Raw genomic sequence first — 19,390 nt, 5'->3', positions numbered from 1 at the left:
GGATGTGAGCAACGATCAGCGGACAGCTTTGGCATTCCGCGACACTCTGTTCGGCTTGGCGCTGGGGTGGGACGACCCGCCCGCTCTGGCGCAGCTGATGGGCGCTGCGCAGCGTGCCGGTGTGGCGGGCCGGGTCGGCACGGTTTCGCTGGAGCCTGACTTCACGACCGCCGCGTCCGTCGACGCCGACGCCTCGCAGCTGTACGGGCTGGTGGATTTCCTGTTCGACCCTCAGCGTCGAACCAAAGACGCGCAGCTCCTCAAAGCCGTGAAAATCCCGCCGCACGAGATCCAGTACAACAACTGGGCGAAGCAGCTGCCCGACCCGGGGATCACCGGCGGGACCACCCTCGATGAAGTCGGGCGGCAGCTGAAGGACGGTATCGTCGAGACCGCTGTCTCGGGCCATGGAGCCGAGGCTTGGCGGAGGCGTCAGGACGCCTTCCGGCAGTGGATGGCGGTGAACCGCGGCATCGACCACACACTCCGGAGCAGCCATCGCGTGGCGCTGTTCCTGTTGGGTGGGCCGGATGCCGGGCTGATGGACGAGCGGATCCTTGCGGGTGGGGAAGCGGGCCGCGACTTGCTGCGCCAGCGGATTCTCGGCGGGCTCACGGCCATGGCCCAGGGAGCCGGAGCGCCCGTTCTCCCGTTGGTGGTGCTGGGCGATCCGGCGGTGCGTCGACTCATCGACAACCCGCAGGACTGGTCGCCGGAGAACCTGCAGCGGGTGGCGGCGGACTTGGCGACCGACGAGCTGGTGGCGAAGCTGGGCGTGCACGCGCAGATGGCTGTCAGGTCGGCGACGCTACTGCCGGAGACTGACAAGGCGGCTTATTGGGCCGAGTGGGCGCCGGGTTCGGTGCACGGTTCGCGGCCCTACGCGGCCAAGGGGCGCGGTCTTGGCTTGCCGCGGCTCTTCCAGGCCAAGTCGAGTCTGGAGGCCGCTGTCCGGGACGCGCTGGCGGAGGCGGACCAGCACCCGGGAGATCATCTGGTCGTCTATACGGTGCGGAAGCCGGAAGCGGCCTACGATTTCGCGCCGTTCGCGCGCTTCCCGGACCACCAGGTGGTCTTCTCACGCGCCCAGGAACTCGGCGTCAAAAGCCACGAGGTCGTCAGACACCTCGCCGCAGCCCCACAGGGCAGGGCGGCGGCCCTGGAGTACTCGCTCGTCACACTCGACCAGGTCACGGGTCCCTCCACACGGCCCTGGCAGGAACCCGTCATCACGCATCAGCTGCGCACCGACGGCGGCGTCTGGTTCGGCGCGGCCAGTTTCAGCGTTCCCGACTGGTTCATCCTTGGTCGAACGTCGTACTCCGGCCTGCTCGAGGTCTCGCACGACGGCGCTGATGGGATGCATTTCCCGCTGCCGACCGGCCTGCGGCAGGACGGAACACCGGCTTTCACGGCGTGGTCCTCGCACGGTTCCCCCGGCTTCGTCTCGGCCGTGACGCCCGTGGGCTACAAGTACGACACCGGGACGTTCGTCGGCAGAACTGTCGGCCGGTTGGTGGCGCGCCAGAAACGTGCGGGCGTCCAGCCGCAGCCAGTTGTGGGCGACAACCCGCTGTTGGCCTTCGACTGCTTCTCCGCCAGGCCTGCCGAAAGCAGGCTGCCCGTGGCAAAGCAAGTTGCCGATGAGCTGTCCGGCGTCGCCGTCGGAGCTACCTCCGCAATTGGAGCGCAACCGATCAGCGCCACGGACCCGCGCCTGAAGCTCGTTGGCTTCGCGGACGACAGTGGAGATACAGGCCACTTGAAGGTCTTCCGGGGTCGCCCCGCGGTGACGGCAGAGGAGAAGACTGCCGCGCTGCCACTGGCCGGCCAGGGTTCGCGGTATCGCCGGATGTACGGGACACCGGATTACGAGTGGGCAGCCCGGGAGCATGAGCGGACCATCGGGGAGGCGCTGGACGCCTCGGCCGAAGTCCTCGCCTACGCCCAGCGGTTCGGCGAGGCGCTGAACGCGTCGCAGCAGTACCAGGTGGTTTTCCCGCCTGCTCCGTACTCGGCGGCAAAACTGATGGAAGCGATCTACACGGAGGTCGAGCAGAAGCACTCGGAAATGTCGCACGTCATTGCTGAGACCGACGCTGCGGCGGACGAACTGCGCGCTGTTCGCGGCTTTTTGGTGGGTAGTGGCACATACGATGGCATGACGCCGCTGTTCGATGCGCACCGGGCCATCGACTTCCTCGGCTCCGACGACGGTCTCCTGGCAGCCGTCGTCGCCCGGCATCTGACGAGGGGGCTCGGCACCCTCGCGGAGGTCGTGGACCTGTACAGCACCTGGCGCGGGGGCAAGGGTGACAACGGCCTGAACCTCGGGAAAGTGCGGGACGCCCAGCTGGGCGATGCGGCGGACCTCTATGGATGGGCACACAAACACCTGTCACGCTTCGCGAATGACGGCGAGTCGTGGGAGCTGCCGCACCACCTGCTGTACATGCCCGATACCTCATCTGCGATGAGCCGGTGCTCCGATGAGACGCTGGGCAAACTGTCGACCGCGCATCTGGCCGCCCTGTTCCTGGCGACGCATGGTCCCGACCAGCGCCTGCTGGGAAGCGGACGTGCCGCACAGCTGGGGGGGACCGAGCAAGACGGGAGCCAACTGAAGGGCGACATCGGCGACATCGTCTTTGAGGCGATGGCGATGGGCTCGCTCGACTTCCCGTTCCTGCTTTACAGCCACGAAGAATTCGGCGCGCTGGCCAACGAGGTCAGGGGCATCACCGACCGTGCGCACCACCGGTTCAGTGAAATCGCCCAGGAAATGCAGGGCCTGGTTCCGGATCTCGCCCGCGAGCTGGGCGAGAGTATGGACCTGCACCGGGGCATGCTGGCCGAGGCGTTGGCGTTGCTGCCAGAAGCAGACGTGCCGGTGTACATCGGATACCTGGCTCCCGGAGAACTGACCAGCTACCCGGTCGGTACAGTGCATTCACTGACTGTGCCTCAGTTCCATCCGGGTACTCTCGACGGCCAGCACGCCGTGCTGGGCGAGCTGGGCATGCCCCGCGCCGGTATGCACCGGGTCGTGGTGCAGATCAAGGGCTCGCCGGCCCGTGAGGTGTCCTTCGCCTCCACGGACCCGGAATCCCGGCAGGCGATGTTCCCCTGGCGAACGGATCTCCGCGTCACCGCTCGCAGCGTGTTCAACGACGAGAACGACAAGCCCTATGAAGTGGTGTTCGCCGAGGCCGGGCAGCGGCCGAAACCCACGGATATCGAAGAGAACGCCGCCTTCGACACCGCGGCCGCTGTCCCCTCGCAGCCGCAGCAGGCCGCACTCCCCGGGGTCGACACACACGCCTCCGGCTTCGAGCCGGACGAGTCGCCGATCAACTCCACCGACACAAGGGGCGAGTCGCACGCTGCGGGGACGGGGGACCGCCAAGCACGGGGTGACGCCGGCCGCGCACCCGCCTATCCCGACGAGCGCTTCCGCAACTCCGCCGGCACCGCGGCGCCTCGGACGGCGGGGCCCTCGACGGCCCCGGCTACGGTGGCCCCGGCCGTCCCTGCCACGTCCTCCGCCGCCGCGCCCGCTCCGCGTGCGGTCGGCCGGTTCCGGCTGCCGCGGCACGTGCGGTCGATGACGGCTGCGGGGGAGTGGTCCCTGCACGGTCTGGACAATCGGGAGTGGGTCGAGGAGCGGATACGGACGCAGACAGGCGGTGACCCGGGGCCGATCATCGACGAACTGAAGTCGAATCCCGACGCGTTCGTCGGTGAGGGCAGTGCGTTCGAGGTTCGTGGCAAGGACGGCTGGTACGACGTCACGGTCTCCATCACCCGCGACCCGGACGAGGAGCCGCCGCTGATCGACCTGGTGGATGGGGAGACGGGCCCTGGCTCCAACATCGCCGACCTGCACTCGACCGGTTCCTCGGGTACGCGGTCGTCGACCTCCACACACGGCTGGGCGTTCAAGGCGGCCGGGACCGGAGTCGTGCCGACGCCCACGCCAGGTGTCCTCGGCGGCGTCACGGGCGCGGCGAACGTGGCGTTCGGCCAGACGGAGCACGTGTCGACCACGCAGGAGAAGGTGTCGTCCATCCTGCTGGTGCTCAGCGTCGACGGCTCCGTGGACGTGCCACGCAAGGTGATCACGACTCTGCGCGTACAGCGGGCGGGGACGAAGAAGCCCCGGGTCTCCCACGCCCGGGGCTCGGCGACCGCCAGTGTGCCCGTCCGGAACCTCATCCCCGCCGACGCGCGCATACCGACCGCCGAACTCGAACCGCTGCCCGCGCAGACCGAGAGGGGTGTGCGGTTCGCCCAGTCGTTGGACGTGCTGAGGGTGACCGGAGCGGGCGGCCAGTACGAGGGCGGCAAGGGGCTGTTCGACATCATCCGCTCGGCCACGCACCCCGAGCTCACCGCACACGGAGCCCCGGGACGGTCCACCGCGTTCAGGGCCGGGAGGGCGGACCGTCTCGCGGACAATCTGCACTCCTACTTCGAGGGGTGGACGGACTCCGGCGAACTGGTCTCCAAGGGCGGGAACGTGCGCGGCGGGTACCGGACGAAGGCCGTGATCGTGAAGATCGCGCCGGATGTCGGGGCGGCCAAGGGATTGTCGGTGCATGAACGGGAGTCCGCTCGATCGCGGTCGAAGTCGCGGGGCCACGGCATCGGCGGTGAGATCGGGCTGGGCCCGGCCTGGGCCCTGGGGCTGCTTCCCGGCGGCCCGCGGGTCCGTTTCGCCGTACTGCCCGCAGTGAAGTCCTTGGTCAAGCGCACCGTCTCCTCCAGTTCGACCGTCAAGACGGCATACGGCTCGGAGATCAGCGGTGACCGCGTCGTCTACCGGGCTCAGGTGCGCGTCTTCGTGGAGGGCACCGGTGACCGGTCCAGCGCCATGCGGGCAGGACTCGGCGGCGGACCGGCGTACAAGGATGTGACCGCCTGGCTGAGTCTTCGTCCCGAAGAGGCGGCATCGCTGGGACTGAGGCTGCCCGGTGACCCTGCATCGGTCCCGCGGCCCCTGACGCAGCACCCGGGACACGAACGGTTCCTGCCCTTCGGCCCGCTCAGCCCGAGTGTGCAGCTGTCCAAGGTGGACACGGCACAGCTCATAGCCATGATCGAGGACGCGTTCGCGCGCGATGAGAGGCTGGCCGGCTTCCTGCCCGGATTCGGTGATGCCAACAAGACCAGCCGCTTGACGTCAGCGGATGACAAGGCGCGCATGCGCCGCAATCACCGGACTCTGACGAGGAACCTTTCGCCGTCCAGCGTGACCGTCCACAAGGGAAGGCTGTTCACCACCGGCATTCCGTCGCGCCTGCGCCGCAAGGGGTGGAGCAGCAACGAGTACGTCCTGGTGCGGGTCAAGGGCCGCCTGGTATCGCCACCGGAGTACAAGGGCGACATACCGGACTGGACCTCGCGCGGCGCCGCCAAACTGGGCGGCGAGGCGAAGAGCGGTGACAGTGCCCAGGACGGCGTCTCGGTCACGGGATCGGCGTCGGCCAAGCTGATTCCCGGCCACTTCTTCTTCACGCTCGCCGGCGCCCTCGGCATCACCAGGACCCGGTCGAGCGAGGCCGGGCCGGGAGCGGAAACCAGCTGGGTGACCACGGGTTCCTCCGCCACCAGCGCATTCGATTCCAAGCTGGAGTTCGACGTGGAGATCACCTCCGTCAAGCTCCCCAGGACCTGGCGGCGGCGCACGACCCCCGGACTGCCCGGCCGGCAGGTCCCGGAGGTCACCACGATCGCCCGCACCGGCGCCGACACCGGTGCGGAGGACGGCGTGCGCCGCCTGGACACCCCCCCGGTCGACGCGTGGTTGACGACCCCGACCGCGCTCGCCTTCGGCCCGTCCCAGCAGGCGCTGCCGCACATCCAGTCCGAGACACTGGACATCCCGGTGCCCCCGCTGAGCGGGATCAACCTGATGTACGACCCCGCATGGGCGGCCCCGTCGGCCGACATACCGGTGTTGAAGCAGTGGCTCGCGCTCGAGATCGTGGGCGACGGTGCCGAGATCCGCGAACTGGCGCACGAACTGCTGACGGTTGCCTCGGACGGCGACGAGGTGTTCTCGGTCCCGGGCCTGGAACCGGCCGAGTGGGTGGATGACCGGTTCGGCGTCGACACACTTCCGGCGGGCATGGGGAGGGCTGTCAAGAGCGCCTGGATCGTCGACGACCTGAAGTACAAGCGTCGGCAGGGCACGCTGACCGGCGCCGTGGGCAGCCGCATGCACGTGGTCAACGCTTCCGTGGTGGACGTGCTCGACGGACCCGCCACCGAGCATTGGCTGTCAGGCAGCCATCAGGTCGCCGGCGCCAAGGGAACCTCCAAGTCCAGGACCGTCTCAGGGTCGCTGGCCGGGGGCGGCAGCCCCAAGGAGGGGGCGTTCGTGCTGGGCGGGCTGACTCCCAGCCTCGGCTCCAGCCGGCTGCTCCAGTCGTCGCTGGCCGCCGCCGCCTCTGTCAGCCGCGGTAGCACCACCGACGCCGACGACCGGCTCGTGCTGGTCCAGGCCGACCTTCAGGTCCTCATGGCGGCCGAGGTCACGCTGGGCTTCTGGCCGGCGAAGCTGTGGACCGGCGGCCGACTCCTCTCCCGTGCCGCCGCCGCGCTGGTGACCGAGGCACAGGCGCGTGAGATGGGGCTCGGAGCTCAGGTGGACGCCCGCCTGGGGATCACGCCTCCGTCGGCTGTGGAGGATGCGGGTTCTGGGCTGTCGCCCATCCTGGAGGTGCCGGAGCCGGAGCCGGAACGGGAGCAGGAGCGGTTGCTGTGGCCCATCCTGGAGGTGCCGGAGCCCGAGCCGGAGCCGGTCGAGGAGGAGCCGGAGGCCATCGCGTCGTCGGCGTCGACCGAGCAGCCATCGCGGGATGTTCCGGCAGCGTCCGCGGCTGTCACCTCCGACGCCGCCTCGACCTCCCCGCGGGAAAGCGCGGCGTCGGCCACCGACTCCGCTGCCCCCCTGCGACTGCCGATCGACGCACCGCTGGGCCTCGGCGCGGTGGAGCACGGGCCCGACTTCGGACGACTGCTGCCCGCACTGCGCGAACGGCTGCAAGCAGGGGAGAGCAAGCTCGGAAACCTGCTGCCGGAGCGGTTGCTGGACGACAGGCGGGGGAACACCGAACGACTCGCAGCGGTGCTTGACAGCGCCATCGGCCTGCTGAGCAGCATGGATGACGACGGCGTGTGGGTGGAAGTATTCGACCAGAAGAGCGGCCGACGCGCCTACTGGGCGCGGCTTGTGCTGGGACGGCAGGACGGCGCCTTCGACAGCCGTCCCCTTCCCCCCCGGAAGATTGCGTACGTGACGTCGGCCACTCTCGATGGCGGATCGACCAAGGGAAGGACCCGGAGCCGGGGGCTCGGCCTCCCCACTGCGGCGGTCGGTTCCCTTCCCGGCGCCGCGGGCGGCCTGGCGGGGACGCCGGCCGGCGGAACCGCCGCGCAGCGCTCGATCGCCGACACCGTGCGCCAGGCGCTCAGCACCGGCGTCAAGACGAGCCTTCCGAACAAGGACGGAATGGTCAACGTCAAGATCCCGGTGTCCGCGCGGCTGGAGCTATATCGCGCGGGTTCGCCGGACCAACCGCCCATCGTGTCCGTGCAGTTGGAGGCTCCGGATTCGAAGGGCGACCGCTACCTGCTGTTCCGGATCCCCGAGTCCGATCTACGGGCGCTGAATGATCTGCGCCCGCCGAGGGAGCTGGCGCCCATCGGCGCACATATGGCTCCGCCTGAAGCACTGGAGGCGTGGCGCGCGACCGGTGTGCGGCTGCCGTGGGAGGCGCAGGCCAACGGCTTCCGAGGAAGCGGGCAGGCGCGGGCCGGCATGGCCGCGCTCGCGCGCAAGCTGGGCGCGTCGTCGGACTTCGCGGCTGTCGGTAAGGCGGCGGCGTACGCCCTCAACGGCGGATTGGCGACGGAGTGGCTGGAATCGGCGCTGCCCGTCCTCGCCAGGACGGGTCTGCGGCTGCCTCCGGCGTTCGTCAAGAAGTTCTTCGGATTCGATGATCTCGAGGTCGACCTGTACGCGCGGCTCACCGATGGCGAGGTGCTCGGCGCCGGCGAGCAGGCGGATTTCGAGGCGGCGGCAGGTGACAGCCCAGGCGAGATGCGGCTGGCGGACAGCGGAGAGAACACCTCGGGAGCTGACGGCGGAGGCATCACGGCGCAGGGCCTGCCGCTGCCCACCTGGACGGACAACGGGCACGACTTCAGCCATGAGTACCAGCCGCCCGGGTCGGCCGTCTCGTCGGGCCACAACACCGGCGAGAGCGAGGAGCGCGGGAGCGGAACCACGACCATGCGGTTCTACTCCGGCCCGTCCGCGCTGGTGCAGTTCACCGTCGACCTTCGACTGGTCGCCCGAGTGAGCAACACGGTGACGCGCAAGGATGACCAAGCCGAACTGCACGTGCCGATCGGCCGCCCGGTCCCGATCCGGATGACCCGCGACTCGGCCGGCCGCCTGCTGGCCGCGGGCGCCATCAGCGATCCCGCATTTCAAGTTCTGCGTTCGCGGGTCGAGCAGATCCTCGACAAGCAGGGACGGCCAACGGCGTGGATGTCGTTCACCAGCGCGGACGCTGCCTTGCGCCGGGAGCCGTACGCTGAGGCATCGGCTCTGCGGCAGTACACGCAGTGGTGGCGGAACTCCGACGGCCAGTTGTTCAGTACGCAGCGCCGACTGCCGGTGCGGAGTGACGCGAAGGTCGCGGTGTGGGCGTTGCACGGAGCCCGCGACGGATGGTTCCAGGGGGCGTCGGCGGACGACGAGAGCGTCGACGTCGACACCGACGGACTGCTGACGTTGTTCAAGGACAAGTTGCCGGCCGACGCCACGGACATCCTGCTGGTGCCGTGCTTCTCGGAATGGGATCCTGAGACGCTGGCGGCCATGGCACAGCAGATCCACGATGCCACCGGTATCGGGGTGCATGCTTCTTCCGGTGACGTGTCGGTGACTCCGGCCACCGACGACGGCGAGCCGGTCCGGCTGCATACCCACGAGCGGGCCGACGGCAGGCCCACACGGTTCTTCTCCGCCTTGCCGACGGGCCGTACGCGTGTTCCGCAGGAGGTCGTGCGCCGGCGGCCAGGGCGGCAACCCGCCTACCCGGCACCGGCCTACCGGAACACCTTCGCCTTCGAGGCCGAGGAGGGAGCCCACGGCACGCCCGCAGCGGCAACTACCGCACCGGACACGGCCGATGGCACCGCGGAGGGTACGGGCAACGTCCACGCACCCGGCGGGGACGACCCGCAAAGAGACGCCATCACGCCCATGCTCCCGGTGGTGGACCCCGCTGGGGCCGGGGCGGGAGATCTCCACGGCGCTTCAGACGAGTCGAAGGCTCCGGCCGGCACTTCCGACGCGTCGAAGACGCCCGCCGGCACTTCCGCCGCGTCGAAGACGCCGGCTGACACTTCCGCCGACTCCACGGCACACACGTCGGGCGGGCTTCACCACCACGACCCGGACAGCTCTTCTGCCTCGGGCGCCGTACAGGAACGCGTCACCGGCGGATCGCCGGAAGCGGTGAAGGACCGTACCGTGACGCGCCAGGTCCCGGCGACGGACAGTCGGCCCGGACTCGATGTGCTCGACGTCGAGGACGATGGGAACTGCTTCTTCACCTCTGTCCTGGCGAGCGTGGTACGCCAGCAACCTGCCTCACCCATAGCAAATATGACGGTACGTCAATTACGTGACCACGCGGCGAACCACTTCGCGCGCTCGGATCTGCGGACGTCGGACGCCATGCAGACAGACCCGCTGGAGATCCTCGCGGGGGATCTGGACACGGACACGCTCCGCTATGTCCTCGGCGGGGTGCCGCTGCCCCCGCTCACGCGGCGACAGCTGGCCCAGATCGAGACCTCGCTGACCGAGTGGATGTACCGGGACGAACTCCGCCGCCGGACCACTGACCCCGAACAGCGCCGTGCCAACGCCGACCTGAACGCTGCGGGCATCCGCAAGCGGCTGCCGGACTACCGGCCCGACCCCGCCACCGCCCCGGCGGCAGAGCGATTCCGGCTGGCCGACCAGCTCCATCGCATAGTGCTACGCGCGCGGCTCGTCGCCGAGCTGCGCGCCCGTGGCCCTGTGGCCCGGCAGCGCTGGCAGCGGCTCCTCACCACCGCCTACGAGCGCTGGGCGGCGACGGCCCCGGCCCTCGAGGAGATCGCGGGCGTCACGACCGGCGATCTGGTGGAGCGTGCCATCCGGGATGTGAGCCTGTGGAGGACTCCGTTCTTCGACCGGGCGCTGTCCGCGGTCGCCGGGAGCATCGGGCTCGATGTGGTCGTGGTGCAGGACGGTGTGCCGGACCAGTATCTGTCCGAGGGCGCCGCGGGGGCCGTGTACGTCCACTACAACGGCATCGACCACTATTCGGCAACGGCCGTCACCGGGACGTCGAGCGGTTCCACTGCCCCGAAGCCTCCCACGACGTCAAAGGAGAAGGTCCGATTCGCACCGGGTACCAAGGGCGGCACGGATACCGAAACCAAGACCCAGGGTGGGCAGCCCGAGGCCATGACCCCGGGCACGGACAGTGGGGTCAAGGCTGACGGCAAGCAGACCGGAGCAAAGACCACCGGCGCCGGCGCCGACGCCGGCGACACGACGCAGGGGATCGGCAAAGACCCGGTCGGCACGGCTCCCGCCGACCCCTTCATTCGGATCGAGCAGCAGCTCGACATCCATCGCCCGCCCCGTCTGGACCGTGCGTTGCTCCCGCCGCCCCACAGCATGGGCCCGGTGGCCTTCAGCGACAAGAGCCGACTGCCCTCGTATCTCACGGGCGACGGCACTGACGGCACCGAGACCGGCAGCTACGGGCACGGCGATGTCGCTTTGCGCGGCATCGACGACGTCGTGCGTGAGATCGGCGACCAGGTGGGCCTCACCCGCTCGGCAAACCCCGGCCTCGGCGATCCGCTCGCCCATCTGGAGCGGGCGTTGCGCACCACCCCGCGCGTCTTCAACGGCGACGGCTACGAGTCCCCGCCCTTCCGGGACTCGCGCGGCCGGATCAGGGTGCTGCAGGTGAAGACCCGTCCGCACGGCCGCTGGGAACGGTTCACCGATGTCCACGGCGCCCCTGTCAAGGTGGACGAGGCCGATCGCAGTCAGGTCACCACCGGTACCTCCAAGTCCGTGAGTTCGACACACACGTTTGCGCCTTCCGTCTCCGTGGGGCCCCCGCCCGGGCTTTCGGGGTTCGGGAGGGTCGGCGCGGCGTTCGGACTCGGCCACTCCTACGACTACGGCATGCAGAACCAGATGCTCAGTCAGGTGGAGACCCGTACGGGTGACGGTTCCCATCTGCACCTGGACGATGTGCAGTACGAGGCGTCGCTCGTCGGCGCGCCGTCGCGGATGGCCATGCCGCGGCTGCCGTGGGCGTCCTCGGAGGGTAAGTCCCGCGTGTCCTTCGCGGTGCGGAACGGTCTGACCGTACGGCTGTCGGACAGTGAGACCTCACCGGCCGCTCCGGGCCCGGTGCCGCACACGATGACGCTCGGCCCGGAGTCCGACTACCGGCTGGTGCACACCGAGGGCTACGGCCCCCTCAAGGAGATCCGCGACTGGGCGGTGGCCCGGGCGGGCGCGGGGCTCGGCAGTGCCGCCTACACCGAAATCGCCGGGTTCTTCACTTCGGAGAACTTCCACCGCATGGCGGACCGGATCAGCCACGGTCAGGTGCCCAGCCGTCAGCTGTTCGGCGAGGACAAGTCCCTCTCGCCGCTCGGCGCGTTCGTGGTGGACCGAGTGGTGCCCGGAAGGGCCACCCTGCTCACCGAGACCACCGCCGCCGAGCTTCGGTACAGCATCCAGCAGACCGTCAAGAACGAGCGGACGCTCGCGAAGACGTACATCCAGGAGGTCAATGCCACGGTCGGTCCCAGCTTCGACCTGCTGGACTTCTTCGGCGTCAACGCCGGCGCGACCCTGCGCGCGATGTTCGGGGCGTTCGGCCGTTACCTGCGCAGCACCACGCACAGCGCCGTGTTCGGTGGCTCGGGCGCCCGCAAGATCGGGGGGCGGGTCAAGAAGGTACCGACGGATCTGTATCTGGTCAGCAAGACGGTCCATGTGCGCAAGACGGGCGACAAGGAGGCCACGCCGTTCACCACGTGGAGCCTGGACCGCATGACGCGTACCGAGGCGCGCCGTCTCGCGGGCTGGGACGACGGCACCACGCTGCGCCGTCGCAACGGCAGGGAGCCCTTCGCCCCCGTCTATCTGACCAAGGACGCCCCGGCGTTGCTGGGGATGAGCAGGCCGGAGACGTTCACCTACGACAACGGGGATGCGGTCCGCGCGGCCTCCGACGGCACGGCCGAGAGCCCCTCGCACACTCTGCTGCAATCCTTCACCGACAAGGTGATCCGCGCCGCCGCCCGTCGCTACCCGGGGATGATCGCCCCTCTGGAGGAGCTGGGCGATCCTTCGGACAAGCGCTGGCGGAACTCCGAGCACTACCAGACGGCGTTGCAGAACACGCTCACCGTCATCAACACCCTGACCCAGCACAGTGTCGCGGGCAATCTGGAGACCCTCAGCACGTCGGGCGACAGGATCCCCCTGGTCGAGCCGGGCCGGTTCATCCGTACCTACCGCTGGATCTGGATCGACGCCGGTCTGTCCGACCGGCGGTACGAGGGAACGCAGAACGATGTGATCCTGCAAGGGAGTTCCCCCGGTACCGACCGCCTGGACGGCCAGCAGAACGTGGTGCGCACCGTGGAGGGCGGGCTCCCCGACCTGACCCTGGCCGTGCGCGACGCCCACAAGGACAACGTCGGCGCGCCCTCCAACGTGGGCACCGTGCAGGTGGGGACGCGGTGGGGCCGGCAGAAGGGCCGTAAGACGGGATACGGAAAGACCGTCTCGTCCGAACCCATGGCGATCAGCGCAGCGCCCTCCCATCTTCACAGCTACCGGCTGGAGTTGAGCGCGACGAGCGGCGGCTTCTGGCGTCCGCGCAATCTGTGGCGAGGCATCGGCTCGCTGGGTCTGCTCGGCACTCATCTGCTGGTGCGCCGGGAAGATGAGGTGAACCTGCTCCGGGAGCCCGTGGTGGGCCGTGTGGTGCTGTCCGTGCCCGACGAGCACACGCCGGACACCGACCCGCACACCACACAGGGCGGCCCCGTGCCGCCGAGGATCGAGACTCTGGACCCGGGCCGGGCCAAGGCCCTGGCGACGGGCGACACACGCGTGGCGGCAGCGGACCACGGCGCGAACCCGTTCGGCGACCAGCCGTACCAGACCGTCGGGGTGGGCGGGCACAAGGAACTCGTCTCCGCCGTCGAGGCGGTCATGCGGGACGCCTCGGGCGGCTCGTGGCACTTCGCGGAACTCGGGGCGCCCGCGCACGACGCGTCGGTACGGCCGTTCCAGTCGCAGTACCTCGCCGCCGGCTTCGACCAGGCGTCCGGACCGGCCGGAACGCGGATCGCCGGACTGTTCGGGAAGGGCCCCTATCTCAACCGGCTGGGTGCGCTGATGCACCGGATGCGGGTGGTCAACCCCGTCGTCTCCTCCAAGCCGGTGAAGATCGAGACGGAGCAGACGCTCGCCGCCGATCACCAGGCATCCGGCGCGGTCACCACGACCCACACGTTCACCCTGGCCGGCTCCGGCGCGCTCAGCCACACGCATCCCGTGGGGCCGTCGTTGAGCGGCTCGTACGGCGTGCTGGGGCGGCGCGGCCGGTCCCACGCCGTCTCGCACTCGGTGACCCGCACCGTGACCTCGGACATCAACCGGGTAGCCGAGGGCTACAAAGTGCTGGTGTCCGGCGACACCCAGCACGACATCGCCGGTTCGGTGCGTACGGACGGGCTGCTCGCCCCGCTGCACTCGCTGGCCACCTGGTTCCGCTCCAGCTGGGCGGGCCGTCGGCTCACCTTCGCGTCCGACTGGCTCGGGCACCTGCCGGAGAAGGCCGCCCACCGGGTGGGGCTCATCCGGGACGGTCTGGGAGAGGTGCCCCGCTACACCGCGAAGATCTGGAGCCAGCCGAAGTGGCTGAGGGACAACCCCTTCGGCTCATATCCGGTCAACGCGCTTGACACGACACAGGTGCTGGCCGACTTCGACCGGCAACTGCGCGGCCTCGCCATCGACGACGCCAGCCGTGACCGCGTCCACTCGATGGTCACGCCGCGCGCCGTGCGCGCTCTGCGTAACCAGATGACCTCCGGCGGGACGAAGACCCGTGCCAGGATCGGCCGCTGGGGGTACGACTCGCTCCGCATCGGTGGCCGGACCGTCTCGCTGCGGGTGGAACTGATCGCGGACGAGCCGCAGTTCGACGGCCTCGACCACAGCGCCACCTTGCAGGACGGCCGGGCCGCCGCCGAGACGATCGAGGAGGGCGCGACCACCACAGGCAGCCGTACGCTCGGGGTGAGCGTCTCGGAAGGAGTGCGCACCGGCGCAAAGCGCGCGCCGGCGGCCGGGCCCGGCTACAGCGAATCGGGCACCAGCTCGCAGGCCACGTCCACCAGCCGCTCCACCACACGCATGAGGACCCAGCTCTTCTACGCGAACGAGCCCTACGCCGAGTACCTCACCCGCTACCGGCTGCGGCTGACGCTGGACGCGAACGGCCGTACGTTCGCCCAGCAGGAAGGTGAGGTGGGCCGGCTGCGCGAGCAGCTGCCGGTGAGCCTGACGGTCCCGCACACCGACGACGTGAGCCGCTCTGAGACCGATCCGCTCGGCACGCCCGAGCTGGACACTCCCGAGCCTTCCGTGACCGTCTGGCAGCAGGGTCACGCCACCCCCCGCACCATCGAGGAGTGGCGTGCCGTGGAGCACCCGGACGGGTCCTCGCGGCCGTTCCAGGTTCCGGCGAACGGGTTCATGGTCCGCCGCGTCGTGGGCCTCGGCACCCTGCGGACGGCGGCGGACCTCGCCGTCGCCAAGGCGTACGGCAAGTCCCTCGCCCCGGCCACGCGAGGCCCGCGTCAACTGCGGGGCGAGGAGCTGGAGTCGGCTGCGGCCAAGGCCCGCAAGACCGGGCTGACCCGGCCGAGCACGGCCTCCGCGTTCGCGTTGGACGACGGCACCGACGACGCGACGCTGGCCGCCTTCTTCGGGGACACTGCGCGCGCCGAGGGCTATGCGGTGGCCGGCCTGACCGAGAACACCTTCGCGGGCGGCGCCCAGGGTGACCTCCGGCTCTACTCCCGGCCGGACTTCGCGGGCGCCCGGCTGCTGGCGGTGGCCCCGGACACCACCATGGAGAACAAGGAGCGGTCCACCGACAGTGCGGAGGCGTCGGTCTCACGCGGCGGTGTCCAGGACCAGTCCGCGGGCGGGCAGCCCGTCGTGGCCAGTGACACGGCGGGTGCCATGGTCCCTGGGACCCCCGGCACGGTCGCCAACTCCGCCGAGGCCGACACCGGCAAGCTGGCGGGCGCCGAGGGCACCCAGATGAACATCAAACCCAAGACGGGCCGCAGCTTCCTGTTCGCGATCCCCACGAGCTGGCTCGGCTTCGCGGACGTGGACCGGAACTTCAAGGACAGCGCGGTAGGCGCCTGGATCGGCAGGCAGCTGGGGTCCTTCGGCTATGTCAAGCCGGGCCCGCAGGCCGTGGAGACACGGACGCAGGTCCTCGCCTGGGTGCGCGAGGACGTGGCACGGGAGTGGGGGCTGATCAGTGACGAAAACTTCACGCCTCGGGTCAAGGACGCCTGGGAGAAGGTCATACAGGCGAGCGACGCATGGGTGGCGGCGGACAAGAAGTACTGGGACAACCGCCGGGCCGTACCGGAGCTGCGTGAGCGCCGCAACGCGGAGAAGCGCGACCTGACAGCTGCCAAGAGGCAGTTGGAGCAGTCGCTGCAGACGGACCGGGAGCGCACGGCGGACGCCGGATCCGACCGTCAGCAGGCCTCCGCTGCAGCCCAGCCCACCGAGTCCCCCGAAACCGCTCACGCCCGACAGCAGGTCCGCGACGTGGCTGCCAGGCTCAAGGCCGCCCGGCGCGCACTGCATCTCAAGGTCGGCGCCGTGCACACGGCGCAGCGCAAGGCGGAGTCGGCCGCCGCCGACTTCCACCGCGTGCGGAACGAGGCGGACCGGCTGACTCGCTGGCACCGGCTGTCCGCCGAGCCGCACGGAGCCGACGAGACTCCCCGCCGCGCGGGCCTCACGGAACCGCCGCCCGTCGTCTTCAACAGGCCGCCCGCGAAGTCCGTGCCCGCCTGGGACCGCTACACCGAGACCCCGGGTGGCAAGGGCATACCGGCGACACTCGTCTCGCCCGGCGGCGACGAGTACGTGCTGCGCGACGTGCCCTCCGACGGCGACGCCTTCTACCACGCCCTGGCGGAGGGGCTGCACCACTCCGACCCGGCGCTGCTCGGCGACCCCGGCGAACTGACGGATCGCCGGGAGATCGTGGCCGGACTGCGCCACATGCTCGCCGTGGAGCTGGGCGATCCGGTCAACGCGGATCTGCGCGACTTCACCTCCCCCGACACCCAGGACGTGTTCACCCCGGCCGAACTGGCGGACGCCGGGGTCGACTTCGGCGCAGAGACTCCGGAGCGCCGCGAATTCGACGACTCCGGCCGCATACCCCTGCACGCCGAATTGCCCGAAGCCGGGCGGAGCGTCCTCGCCTCGGCTCAGATAGGCCGCCTCTGTGACACCGCCGACGACGGCGGGTGGGATCACGGCGCCGCCGACCTGCTCCCCGTCCTGGCATCCCGCGCCTTCGGCGTACGGGTCACGGTGGTGCGTCACGACGGCGGCTTCCAGGAGTTCACACCGCCCTGGGCCCGCATGGACGAAGAACTCCCGCATGTTGTACTGCATGTGAAGGACCGTCACTACCGACTCGCGATACCCCTGGGCGAGGCGGCACGGGAACCCGCGCTGCCGGCCCCGTCGCAGTCGTCGTACGAAGGAAAGACCGACGAGAAGGACAGGCAGGACAAGGGCGGGCTCCCGCCCCGCCCCGCCCACAAGACGGCGCCGTGGAACACCTCCAGGACGACTGGGTGGCGCCACGGCAGCGAGAACGGGGCGTCCACGCTGACCGCGCCCGACGGCACGGTCCACGACCTCGTGGAACCGTCCGACGGCGGTAACGGCTTCTGGTCCGCGCTCGCCAGGGCGCTGGGCCCGGAGCACGAGGGCGATCCCGCGGCGCTCGTCACGGGGCAACCCCTGCCGTCGACCGCCGCGCTGGACCGCGACGCGGCCTTCACCTACGACGAACTGGTGCGCGCCGGGGTCCACCTCGACGCGGCGCAGGCGCAGGCGCTCCAGCGGAGCGGTGGAAGGCTGCCGGACGGTCTTGATCCGACGCCGGAGCAGACACGCGAGCTGATCCGTACACAGCTGCGCACGGCCCGGCACTGGGACAGCGCGACCGCCCGCATCGCCGCCGAACTCGCCGCGTCCGCGCACGGTGTCCGGGTCAGGGTCGTCTCGGAGAACGGAAGCGCCGAGACCCACGGCGCGGCGGACGGGCCTACGGTGACGCTCTATCGGCGCGGTGCGGAGTATCTGCCGGCACGCCCCAGGATTTTGACGACGGCGGAGGCCGACGCGCAGCGTCACGAGACAGCACCCCCCGAGTCAGCACGGCATGAGACACCAGCACACGAAGCAGCACCGCCCGAGGACCCGCTACGCGAGGCGCCACTGAAGGAGACCGATCCGCACAAGGAGTCCAGCACCAACCAGCCGACAGGACAGAGCGGTTCGCAGACACCCGCCGCCTCCGGGCACGCCCCGGTGGAGGACCACCTCGCCGAGCGGGGACCCGCCCCGGCGCTCGTCCCTCCGGGCGATGACGCGCCGGCGCACGCGTCGACCGTCGTAGCGCCGAAGGAGAGCGGCCGGTTGGTCGGTCAGAGTCGGCCCGCGACCCCGGAGGAGCTGCGCGCTGAGGTCACCGAGGCGATGACGGCCGACCAGGGCAGGGCCCCCACCGTACGCAGGCTGCTGCCTCCGGAGACGGTGCCGGATGAGCCAAGCGGCGCCCCGCTCTTGCCCGAGACGGTGACCGAGGGCCCCGCGGACGAGATCGTCCGCGGGCCGCGGACCGGCAGTGGTCCCGGCTCCTTGGGCCGGATGACCCTGGCGTTCGCGGCGCTCGGGCTACGGATCACCGTGCTCGCGCCGGACCGAGCCCCCTGGACGGTCGGACTCGCCGACGGGCGGCCTGTCGTCCTCCTCCAGCGGACGCAGTCCGAGCCCGACACCGTCCGCTGGGCGACCACCGAGCCCGGAGCCGCGGCCTCCGCCCTTGCCCGGCCGGCCGGGGCCTCCGGCCCGGTGAAGCCCGCGGTCTTCCTCGGCCCCGGCCCCTGGCCGGCGAAGCCCGCTTCGGCCACCTCCGCACCGGAGACCACCAACCCCGGTTTCCGGGTTCACCTGCGGCGTTCGCGGGTGGTCGTCGAGAAGCTCCTGGACGACGAGGGACGGACCACCGGTCTGATGTCGTTCACCCGCGAGGAGGCGGACCTGCGCAGGTTCGCCTACCAGCAGGTGTCGCAGGTGAGGCAGTACACGCAGTGGTGGCGCGGGCAGGACGGCAAGTTGTACAGCGCGCAACGTTCGCTCCCGCTGGGGCTGGACGCCAAGGTGGTGGTCCTAGGGTCGCACGGCGCGGGCAACGGGCGGTTCAAGCTCGCGACGGCGGATGACAAGACCGTTGACGTCGGCGTCGACGAACTGCTGCCGTGGATCAAGCGCGCGTTGCCGAGGGATGCCACGGACATCCTGCTCACGCCCTGGGGCTCTCGCTGGGATCCGCAGACGCGGGCGGCTGTGGCCCGGCGGATCCAGCGGGCCACCGGTCTCGCGGTGCACGTGCCCGAGGGCGACGTCTCGCTGACGGCGGCCACCGACGTAGGTGAGCCGGTCCGGCTGCACCTGCACGAGCGGGCCGACGGGCACCCCACTCAGTTCCTCTCCGCCTTGTCGGAGGGCCGCCTCACCGTCGAAGAGAAGGAAGTCGCAGGGAGGCCGTCCGAGCCGCAGCCAGCCGAACCGCACGACGTCGGGCAGCAGTTGTCGCCGGCCTCCTCCTTGGCGCCGAGTCATCACAGCACGCTGTCCATGCCCGCCGAGTCGGCCGCGAACACGGCGGTCAAGGCGCGTGTCGTCGCGAACCTGTTCGGTCCGGATGCCATCCGCAGTCCGGCGTACCCGTCGCTGCTCGAGGCGGCAGAGACCGTGCAGCGCCTGAGCCAGGGCACCCAACAGGGCCTGGAGGCCTTCGCACGCCAGAGGCTGACCCTGCGGCCGGACGCATCGGTCGGCCCCGACCAACTGCGTGCCCTCCTGGTCGATGTGGCGCGGGCGCAGGCGCTGGATGCCGTGCAGTCCGGCACGCCCGCGGACTGA

The 19,390-nt window shown here is 70.3% G+C and carries 1 protein-coding gene (running past one end of the window); it reads left to right on the top strand.

Annotated elements, in window-relative coordinates:
• On the top strand, nucleotides 1-19,390 hold the end of the coding sequence (locus tag ABZ845_RS21780) for a protein-glutamine glutaminase family protein (protein ID WP_360982114.1). Its footprint begins 33,320 nt before the window's first position; only the last 19,390 of its 52,710 coding nucleotides appear in the window; the start codon falls outside the window, past its left edge; the stop codon is at nucleotides 19,388-19,390.

The sequence above is a fragment of the Streptomyces sp. NPDC047022 genome (assembly GCF_040644155.1).
Classification (GTDB): Bacteria; Actinomycetota; Actinomycetes; order Streptomycetales; family Streptomycetaceae; genus Streptomyces.
The sequence above is the reverse complement of the archived record's forward strand: the minus strand, read 5'-3'. Positions and strand labels throughout refer to the sequence as shown.